The following is a 9,951-nucleotide window of genomic DNA, read 5'->3' as shown; positions in this document are numbered from 1 at the left end:
GGTGTAACTTGTAAAGATACTTATGAGTGGCTGTCAGGTAGTACTACTTTGACTTGCCAGGCTATTACTACTTGTACTGACAAGCACGGTAAAGTAACTAGCCGTACTGCTACAGCTACCAACATTGCTAACTGCAAATAAGATATAAATTAAGTATTCGTTAATTTTTATCGATATTTAATAGTATCCCAGGCAAGTGCGGGAGGGATTTCTGTACTTGCCTGATTTTTTAAAACTACCATCGATACTTAAATTCAAGAATTTTCGTATTAACTGAATATTAGAAAATTCATTTCTCGGACATAAATGTCATTTTACTCTGTTTATGTCTTACCTGAACTCTGATTGTGAATAGAACTAACTATGTCTACTGAAAAAAATATGTTTAGGAGTAAGGGATTCTTTATAGGCTACACACTGTTGGTTATCCTTATTTCTTCATTGATAACAACCGCCTATTTCCACTATTTCGTCCTCAATCAGGATGCGCAGGAAAGCTTGTTCGCTGTCAGTAGCAGCGACATTGAAAATAGCCCAATCAAAGACGATAAAAGCATTATCGAGATTTTCTCTTATGGCTGCCATTACTGCGCCATCAATGAAGAGAATGTCACCCAATTAGAAAACCGCATGCCAGAAGGGACGCGTTTTATCCGCCTGCATATCAGCAGTGATAAAACTACCGGTTTGGGGCGTTTTGCACCTATTTTCGCCACTTTATCCGTCATGGGTATTGAGCCGCAGCACCGCCAAAACGCATACAAAGCGGTACTGGAAGACAACATTGACCTGAGTGATAACAGCCAGCTCGAAACCTGGCTAAAAGCCAATGGCATTGATGTCGCCAAATATCAGCAAGTCAGCCAATCCGCTGAAGTGAAAGAGTTACTCGCCTATATGACGGCAGTGACTGCGCATTACAAGATAGACGCCACCCCGAGCTTTATTGTCGGCAAAAAATGGATAGCGTTGCAGGACAGGGAATTCCCTGCGTTCTCGGATCATCTCTTGTCATTACTCGAGCACGATAAGGCGCTGGAGAAATAATGAGACTGTTAGCCGTATGGAGCTATTTCGCCTGGAGAAACCAGCTCGATAAGCTGGCTTTGAGTGGGCGGTTACTTACCCGCGGGCAGGCCAGGCTGGCTTGCTGGCTGTTACGGCACGGTGATTATCGTTTCTTACTGATGCTCGGTGCTTTGCGCCGGGCTTTAGGCTTGATGCCAAAGCGACAGAAGAATCTGGCGCGAGTGGCGGCGGCCAACAGCCAGTGTTTATTGAATGGTGACAATAGTCCATCAGCACAGAATTTTATGCGTACCGCCCAGCGCCGTCAGGTATTGGAGCTGGCGGCGACTTATGGCCAAAACCGGCGGGTTTTAGCTCAGTTAGCAGCATGTACTCAGCAGTTAGATAGCCAGGTTCGTGCACTGCATGAGGCCGGTTCACCGGTTATTTTAGCGCCGCTGCATATGGTTTCTGATGTGCTCGCCGGCATGGTGGGGGCTAATGCTTATCCGGGGCAGGCGACCGTGGTGGTATCAGCCAGTGCCGAGGCGTATGAAGAGCAGGCGCGGCAGATGGGCGGGGTGAATATTTCCTATTGTTCCATCCATGCTGACAGCCGTGCAATCGCCGGTAACCTGATGGAAGGCATCATGGAAGCGGCCGAGCATAAGCGCAATATTATGATTTTCCCGGATATTACGCCGGATTACACCGTCAATAACCAGATGGCTGAAACGGCAAAAATACCCTGCCAATTGTTCAACCGCCCAGCCAATTTACACAGTGGCATTATTCGCCTTGCCAGAGCACTTTCAGCGCAGGTGGTTTTTTATTATCTGTACTACGACAAAGAAATAAAAATAAATATTTATCCTGCACTTAGCGCGCGAGAAGTGAAAAGTAAATTACCCGAATTGATTGAAACATCAATGACGCAACATCCGCAAGATTGGCTGTTATGGCACTCACATTCGTTATTTTTTATTAACGAATAATGGCACTCATAAAGAATAGTAGAAAATGGAAAAGATAATCCCGACCCAAGTTTTTCAAAGCGAAACCAATGAATGCGGTTTAGCCTGTATTGCGATGCTGGCACAGACGCAAGGCATCAACGCGCCGTTGGAAAGCTTACGGGAGCGTTATCCTGCCTCGGCGCATGGCACGTCATTGGCTACGCTTTGTACTATTTTATCTGAATTGGCGATACCCGCTTACCCTGTGGTGTTTGAACATCAGGAGCTGTCTGCCTTACCGCTGCCCGCCATTCTGCATTATGGCGCGAACCACTACGTGTTACTTGCTTACCGTAAAGGCAACTATGTCTGTGTGATGAATCCGGCAATCGGTCAGCAGTTGTTGCCAATGGAGGCTTTGAAAGCGGAAATTAGCGGTTATGCCTTGGTGTTGGATCCAGAAACACCGGCAGACCCAGAGGCGGTGAAGAAAATTGAACACAGTACGCGATTAAGCGCACTGGACTGCATGAGCTTGAAAGAGACCGCCAGTGTTCGTGGCATCTACTGGCTGATGACGTTGGCATTTTTGATCTCGCTGACACTGTTTATCATGCCGACCATGGTCAGTAGCGCCATTAATGACGTATTTTCTTCCGCGGGTGATAAAGACTTCCCCTATTTCTATTTCCTATTGGCTTTTGTGGTCTCAACGTCACTTGCTTTTTGCGTGCGATACATCACTGAGCGTTATATCAAACACTTTGTGGTGCTAAATAGTGTTGCCGGCTTCTCCCGTTTGCTCAGTCATTCGCTTAACTTTTTTGATAAACGCGCACCGGGTGATATTTTCAGCCGCTTCTCCAACTGGCAAATGGCGGCTACGCAAAAAATAGAACTGGATAACGGCCTGCGTACCGACTGGATAATTGGTGCTATTGCGCTGGCGGTGATGTGCTATATGAGTCCGGTGCTGGCGATGGTTTCTGCCGTCGGCGTGATGCTGATGGGGCTTATCAGTATTTGGGCCATCTACCGTGACCGTTATTACACCCAACAGTTACAAGTAAAAGGTGCTGAGCAAAGTGATTTTATTCTGGAAACCATTCAGGGATTTTCCACTATTAAATCAGCCGGTTTGGCCAGTCAACGCCAAGGGGTGTTTGCCGGTCTGGCACTTTCATTATTCAGTGCGTTACAGAAGAAGAAAATTTACGATCAGGTCAAAAATAGTCTGTATCAACTAATCGGCAGCCTGGAAATGGTGTTCTTTATGCTGCTGGCGTTGCCGTTGTTGAAGCAGGGGACGCTGAGTTTGGGGGAATTCTTTGCCTATAGCTTTGTCCGTGAGATCTTTACCTCGTATATCACCAAGATCTTCTATGCGATTTTGCAGAAAAACCAACTGCATGTCATTGATATCCGTGCCCGTGATCTGTTTCCTGCCGGGCAGGCAACACCCTCAACCAGCAGTTCACCGATTCCGCAGGCGATCCCGGCATTTACCCGCCAATTGGTCTATCAGAATATCCGTTTTGCCTATGACGCCAGTCAGCCGGTATTGCGCAATTTGTCGCTGTCACTGACGCGCGGGCAAAGTGTGGCGATCATCGGGGAATCTGGTGCGGGCAAAAGTACTTTGTTGAAAGTGATGGCGGGGTTGATGCCACCACAGCAAGGGCAGGTATTGGTGGATGGGGAGCCGGTAGATTTTCAGCAGGCCCATGCCTTGTTCTTCCTGCAAAGCCAGGAAGATATCCTGTTTAATGCCTCGGTATTACAAAACATCACTTTGTTTGATGGGCATGTCGATGCTGAAAAACGTCAACGTATTGAACGTTCACTCCAAGGGCTGCAATTAACCCCGGTTATCGATAAGTTGCCCGGTGGCCTCAGCGCTTTGGTACGTGAAAGCCATGCCGCACTCTCTTTAGGCCAGCGTCAGCGGTTATTGCTGGCCAGAGCGATGTACAGCGATTGCCCGGTATTGGTGTTAGATGAACCTACAGCCAATCTGGATGAAGACACCGCCCATCAGGTGATGCAGACCTTATTGGCACATTGCCGGGAATATCAGAAAACACTGATCACCGTGACACACAGTGAAAGTGTCTTACCCATGTTTGACAGTGTTTTCCGCTTAAATGACGGTCAGTTGGCGCGTTTTGCGCAATCTGCGGCATTAAGCCGCCTGACACCGGTTGCAGGTTAATCATGCGTATAAACATAGTGAACAACAGACCACGGTTACTCCTGATCCTGCTTATTACACTGCTGTTAGTTATCGGCGGTGGGGTAGTGCTGTGGTTATCTAATAGCGAGCAGGACGTACCGCAATTAACCGAAACTATTGGTCGCGGTGATATCGAACGAAACGTCATGGCAACCGGCAGCTTAAAACCCTCATTGCAGGTGAATGTTGGCGCACAGGTCAACGGACAGCTAACCAAACTCTATGTTAAACAGGGCGATCGCGTCACTCGTGGCCAATTGTTAGCTGAAATAGACCCGACCTTGCAGCAAAACGAGTTACGTAAATCGGAAGCTGAATTACAGAGCGCGCAGGCACAAAAGCAGGCGAGCCAAGCGTTGTTACGCCAATATCTACTTGAATTTCGCCGTCAACAGACTTTGGCGACGGAAGGTTCTGGTGTGAAAAGTGCGCTAGAAAAAGCGCAGGCGCAATACGACAGCCAGTTAGCACAATTGCACGTTAACGAAGCGCAAATTGTGCAAAGCCAAATGTCACTGCAAACCGCCAAAGCCAATCTGGGTTTTACCCGCATCATGGCGCCGATTGACGGCGAAGTACTGGGGATTGTCACCAAAGAGGGGCAAACCATTGTTTCCTCGCAAACTGTGCCGACAATTTTGGTGCTGGCGAATGTCGATACCATGACGGTTCACACCCGTATTTCAGAAACCGATATTCTCAAAGTCAGCGTTGGGCAGCCGCTATGGTTCTATGTGGTCGCTGACCCCGAGCGCCGCTATGAGAGCCGGATGGATGCTATTCAGGAAGCGTCGGCAGAAAGCTTACGCGAAGAGAGTTCCGGCACATCTAACAGTCAGCAACCTTCTGCCGTCTATTACAACGGCATATTCAGCATTGCCAACCGTGAGCGACTATTGCGCACATCAATGACGGCGCAGGTATTCATTATCACCGCGCAGGCGAAAAATGTGTTGCGAGTACCGCTGTCAGCGCTGGGGAGTCAACAGTCAGATAAACGCTATCAGGTTCAGGTCATCCAAGGCAAACAAACGGTGGTTCGTGAGGTATTGCTCGGTCTGCGTAATGATCAATATGCCGAAGTAAAAGAAGGATTACAGCCAGGTGATCAGGTGGTGCTAATGGGTGCACCTTCGGGAGTCACCAATGCGCGCTAATACCGTTGATTCTCCATGTCCGTTGATCGAACTTAATGGCATTTATCGCCATTTTGCGTCGGGTAGCCAATCGGTCGCGGTCCTTAAAGATATCTCGCTGTCTATTGGTAGCGGCGAAATGGTGGCGATCATCGGTGCTTCCGGGTCAGGTAAATCGACGCTAATGAATATCATTGGTTGTCTTGATAAGCCAACACAGGGGGAGATGTCGATTCATAACATCTCTACCCGGCAGGCCAGCAGTGAGCAACTGGCGCAATTAAGAAGCCAGTACATCGGTTTTATTTTTCAGCGCTACCACCTGATGCCATATCTGACGGCAACGGAGAATGTGGTCATTCCGGCACTTTACACTGCTATGCCATCTGCTGAGCGTCAGGAGCGTGCGACCTATTTATTGCGCCGCTTAGGTCTTGGTCAGCATCTGTTACACAAACCAGCACAGCTCTCGGGCGGGCAACAGCAGCGTGTCAGTATTGCTCGCGCTCTGATGAATGGTGCCGGTATTATTTTGGCCGATGAGCCGACCGGTGCGCTCGACAGAGCCAGTGGGCAAGAGTTGATGGGAATATTGCATGGCCTGCATCAGTCCGGCCACACCATTATTATCGTGACCCATGATCGTAATATCGCTAATCAGGCCCAGCGCATTATTGAGATAAGCGACGGTGAAATCATTGCTGATCGCCATAATGAGGCATCTGAGACAGAGGCTGTTCACGCCGCGTTACCCGCCACACTGGCAACGGGTCGGCCACACTGGTGGTTGAGTGTCAGGGAAGCTATCAAAATGGCCTGGCGCTCACTGCTCGGGCATCGCATCCGTGCTTTCTTATCGATGTTGGGCATCATTATCGGCATCTCATCGGTGGTCTCTTCCATGGCGGTGGGCGAAGGTGCGCGTCAAGAAATTCTAAGTGAAATCAGTCAACTGGGTACCAGTAATCTGGATATTCGTCCCGGATTGGGCTGGGATAAACCGCGCCCTGATTTTGAGCGCGCACTCACGCAGGCAGATGTGGCATTACTTAGCCAACAACCCTATGTCGATAGCTTGTCACCGGTGGTGAGCAAGATGGTTGCCGCGGTGCGTGGCGACAAACAAGTGATGATTTCGCTCTCTGGGGTCAGTAACGGTTTCTTTCAAGTAAAAGGGCTGAGTTTTACTGTGGGTGATGGTTTTACCCAGCACCACGTCAATGCGCGTGAGCCGGTGGTTATCTTGCAACCTGAGCTCAGTGACACCCTGTTTGCTGTCGGGGAAAATCCGATTGGCGAAATTGTTCAACTCGATGGTATTCCTCTGCGGGTGATCGGGGTCGCCAAGCGTAATGGTTCGTCATTTGGCGGGTTATTGGCCGCTTGGATGCCTTATACCTCACTCACCGAGCGCATTTCAGGTGATATTCCACTCGAATCAATCACCGTGCGGGTACGTGAGGGTTACAACCTGAATGAGGTGCAGCGCGAGGTTGAAACGCTGCTGGATATGGCCCACGGCCAGCGGGACTTTTTCATTCTGAGCAATGACCAGATGAGCAACGCGATTCAGAAAACCTCTGATTCGATGACATTGTTAATCACCTCCATTGCCGCGATTTCGTTGCTGGTGGGGGGGGTCGGGGTGATGAATATTATGCTGGTGTCGGTGACTGAACGGACCCATGAAATTGGTATTCGCTTGTCAGTTGGTGCTCGCCCCAGCGACATCATGATCCAGTTTCTGATTGAGGCGGTGGTTATCTGTACTCTCGGCGGCTTGATTGGGATTATCGGTTCGGCACTGGCGGGGGTGATTTTCTCGTGGGTTACCCAAGAATTTACCCTAATTTTCACCTGGCCGCCGTTAGTGCTGGCGTGCAGTTTCTCTGCGCTTATCGGGCTAGGGTTTGGTTTTTTCCCGGCGCGCAATGCCGCCCGTTTGCACCCAACCGAGGCACTGGCACGAGAATGAGCAGACTGATTAATGTAGGACTTATCATGCTGCTGTTAACCGGCTGCGGTTCATTACTGAAAAGCGATTATCAGCGCCCCATGCTGTCGGTTCCCGAGGAGTGGCGGGTTAAAGATACCGGCGGGGGTTACCTGCATCACAGTGTGCACTGGTGGGAAAATTTCGATGATCCACAACTGTCTGACAGCATCAGTCGCATGTTGGTCAGTAATAATGACTTAGCTGCTGCTGGCCTGAAATTACAGCAGGCGCGCCTGACGGCAGGGCTGACCAATACCAATTTGACACCGGATATCACCATGACCGGTGCGGGCAGTAATACCCGTTCGTTGAATGAAAATACCCAGCCGCGAGAAAGCTATAGCACCTCGCTTGGTCTGAGTTACGAGCTGGATTTGTGGGGCAAACTGGCCCGCGCCCGTGAGCAATCTGCCTGGCTGGTCAATGCGACCGAACAGGATCGACAAGAAACTGCGCTGTCACTGATTGGGACCACTGCGGATCTCTATTGGCAGATTGCTAAATTTAACCAGCAGTTGGGCTACCAACAGGCGGCGTTGGCTATTTCGCAAGATACGCTCAACATTGTGCGCTCGCGTCTGGCGGCGGGGGATGCCAGTGAAATTGAACTATTGCAGGCACAACAAGCCCTGCTGGATAGACAAAATCAGTATCAAAATCTCGAACAACTGCGGGAAGCTGCACGTAATGCCATGGCACTGCTGTTTAACCGCGCGCCTGATTATCGTCAGGCCGAACGCAAGTCATTGGATTTACAACAGCAAGTTGCGATAGCGGAAAGTTTACCGTTACAGGTGATTGCTCAACGGCCTGATGTGCAGGCTGCCGAATGGCGCTTGCGTGCAGCCTTGGCCGGATCTGATGTCGCCAAGCTGAATTTCTACCCGACCCTTTCGCTAGGAGCGAGTTTAGATGCCGGCAGCGCGGTGTTTTCACAATGGTTTAGCAACCCGAGCCGGACACTCAGTGTCAACAGCGCACTGCCTTTCCTCCAGTGGAACACTGTGCAGCTCACCATCGAGCAGTCAAAGCTGGAAGTGAAATTGGCGGCCGTTGATTTTCGCAGCAAGGTATATAGCGCCTTGAAAGATGTCGATGACGCGATGACGGCACGGCTGAGCTATCAGCAACAAAAACAGAATCAGTGGCAAAACCTGCAACTCAGCCAACGTCGGTTAATCCTGACCAACAGCCAATATCAAGCCGGTGCCGTCTCATTTCAGACCTTACTGGATGCGCAGGATGCCCTGCTGACCAGTGAAACCAATTTGCTCGAACTTCAATATAACTACCTAAATGCCACCATGAAACTGTGGTTGGCACTAGGGGGTGGTGTTGATAACAGCAGGGAAAGTAAAGGAATTAAATCATGACAAATACAAATAAACAGCGCCGCGTGGTGGTAACCGGCTATGGCAGCGTGACCCCGATGGGCATGACGGCACAGCAGAGCTGGGCGGCGATTATGGACTATCAATTGGGTTATCGTTATTACGATAAATCTGAGCAGGGTATCAAGTCGCGCTTTTTTGGTTTGCTTGATGCTGAGCCGAATCTGAAATCAGTGCCTGCGGCTATCCGCCGCCGCCTACCGCGTTATGCCCGTTTGGTACTGGCGGCAGCGAAAGAGGCGATGGGGATGGCCTTCGCCGAGCAATCTCCCGAGGCTCATTATGACTTGTTGGACTGCGGAACCATCATTGGTAGCGGTTGGGCGGGGCAGGATGAAACACATGATAACTATGAAGGTTATCTGGCAACCGGGCTGGGTACGCCTTTTGGCTGCTTCCTCTCAATGCCTAATGCGGGCACTGCGGCGTGCAGCCTGTACTGGGGGTTACGCGGCTATCAGAACTCCCCGATTGCTGCCTGCGCTACCGGGACCATAGCCATCGGTGATGCATTTGAAATTATCCGTAGTGGTCGGGCGTCAATGATGCTGGCAGGGGCGGGTGAATCATTGCGCAGCGATGCCGCAGTATGGAATATCGATATTCTGGGTGCACTGGCGCGCGAGCAAGACGATATCACCAAAGCCAGTTGCCCGTTTAGTTTGGATCGCAACGGCTTTGTGCTGTCTGAAGGTGCGGCAGTACTGTGCCTGGAAGAACGAGAAGGTGCGATTGCACGCGGTGCGACCATCCTCGGTGAGATCAAAGGTTACGGTAACTACTCTGATGCATTTGATTTCACCGCACCGGCGGAAGATCGGGTGGCGCGGGTGAAGACTATCCGTCACGCCTTGCAACAGGCCGGTTTGAGTGCTGATGAGATTGATTATGTGAACTTGCACGGCACCTCGACCCAGCTTAACGACCTCAATGAGACTCAGGCCATTAAACAGGCCTTTGGCGATGCGGCTTATACCACGCCATTGTCCAGCACCAAATCTTATTCCGGCCATCTAATTGCGGCGGCGGGCAGTTTTGAATCCATTATCTGTCTGCAAGCGCTTGAGCATCAGATAATGCCCGCCACCTGTAATTTGAAAAATGCTGATCCACAGTGCGATCTTGATTACATCAGCGAGGGGCATCGACCTAAAGTACTGCGCAATACCCTAAACCTGAGTTTCGGTTTTGGTGGCGCCAATGCCGCCTTGGTTATCGGGCTGGATTGAGC

General features: G+C 50.3%; 8 protein-coding genes. All 8 read left to right on the top strand.

What is annotated here, in order from left to right:
* Nucleotides 1–141: DUF4762 domain-containing protein (locus V1952_RS02935; protein ID WP_420074293.1), on the top strand; the 141-nt coding region annotated here is incomplete at its 5' end.
* A gap of 279 nt (nucleotides 142–420) precedes the next feature.
* On the top strand, nucleotides 421–1,047 hold the full coding sequence (locus V1952_RS02930; protein WP_420074292.1) for a DsbA family protein: 627 nt from the start codon (nucleotides 421–423) through the stop codon (nucleotides 1,045–1,047).
* A complete protein-coding gene (locus tag V1952_RS02925; RefSeq protein WP_420074291.1) occupies nucleotides 1,047–2,003 on the top strand; it encodes an ABC transporter in 957 nt (318 codons plus the stop codon). Before V1952_RS02930 ends, V1952_RS02925 begins: the two co-directional genes overlap by 1 nt.
* Nucleotides 2,004–2,028: 25 nt before the next feature.
* The gene (locus V1952_RS02920; RefSeq protein ID WP_420074290.1) at nucleotides 2,029–4,176 is read left to right on the top strand and encodes a peptidase domain-containing ABC transporter; all 2,148 of its coding nucleotides are present in this window, start codon (nucleotides 2,029–2,031) and stop codon (nucleotides 4,174–4,176) included.
* 2 nt (nucleotides 4,177–4,178) lie between these two features.
* Complete coding sequence (locus V1952_RS02915; RefSeq protein WP_420071415.1) at nucleotides 4,179–5,354, top strand: efflux RND transporter periplasmic adaptor subunit; 1,176 nt, start codon at nucleotides 4,179–4,181, stop codon at nucleotides 5,352–5,354.
* A complete protein-coding gene (locus V1952_RS02910; RefSeq protein WP_420074289.1) occupies nucleotides 5,344–7,308 on the top strand; it encodes an ABC transporter permease in 1,965 nt (654 codons plus the stop codon). The genes V1952_RS02915 and V1952_RS02910 overlap by 11 nt, the downstream gene beginning before the upstream one ends.
* Nucleotides 7,305–8,702, top strand: coding sequence for an efflux transporter outer membrane subunit (locus V1952_RS02905; protein WP_420074288.1), 1,398 nt, complete (start codon nucleotides 7,305–7,307; stop codon nucleotides 8,700–8,702). Before V1952_RS02910 ends, V1952_RS02905 begins: the two co-directional genes overlap by 4 nt.
* The gene (locus V1952_RS02900) at nucleotides 8,699–9,949 is read left to right on the top strand and encodes a beta-ketoacyl-[acyl-carrier-protein] synthase family protein (protein ID WP_372558079.1); all 1,251 of its coding nucleotides are present in this window, start codon (nucleotides 8,699–8,701) and stop codon (nucleotides 9,947–9,949) included. The genes V1952_RS02905 and V1952_RS02900 overlap by 4 nt, the downstream gene beginning before the upstream one ends.
* Nucleotides 9,950–9,951: the final 2 nt, after the last annotated feature.

It is taken from the genome of Yersinia sp. 2542 StPb PI (assembly GCF_048593855.1).
GTDB lineage: Bacteria > Pseudomonadota > Gammaproteobacteria > Enterobacterales > Enterobacteriaceae > Yersinia > Yersinia enterocolitica_E.
This window is presented reverse-complemented; position numbering and strand designations above follow the sequence as displayed.

Bases quoted from the DNA above. Each gene is read 5' to 3' on its own strand.
- V1952_RS02925 (WP_420074291.1), top strand. From the start codon at position 1,047: ATGAGACTGTTAGCCGTATGGAGCTATTTCGCCTGGAGAAACCAGCTC.
- V1952_RS02900 (WP_372558079.1), top strand. From the start codon at position 8,699: ATGACAAATACAAATAAACAGCGCCGCGTGGTGGTAACCGGCTATGGC.
- V1952_RS02910 (WP_420074289.1), top strand. From the start codon at position 5,344: ATGCGCGCTAATACCGTTGATTCTCCATGTCCGTTGATCGAACTTAAT.
- V1952_RS02905 (WP_420074288.1), top strand. From the start codon at position 7,305: ATGAGCAGACTGATTAATGTAGGACTTATCATGCTGCTGTTAACCGGC.
- V1952_RS02915 (WP_420071415.1), top strand. From the start codon at position 4,179: ATGCGTATAAACATAGTGAACAACAGACCACGGTTACTCCTGATCCTG.
- V1952_RS02920 (WP_420074290.1), top strand. From the start codon at position 2,029: ATGGAAAAGATAATCCCGACCCAAGTTTTTCAAAGCGAAACCAATGAA.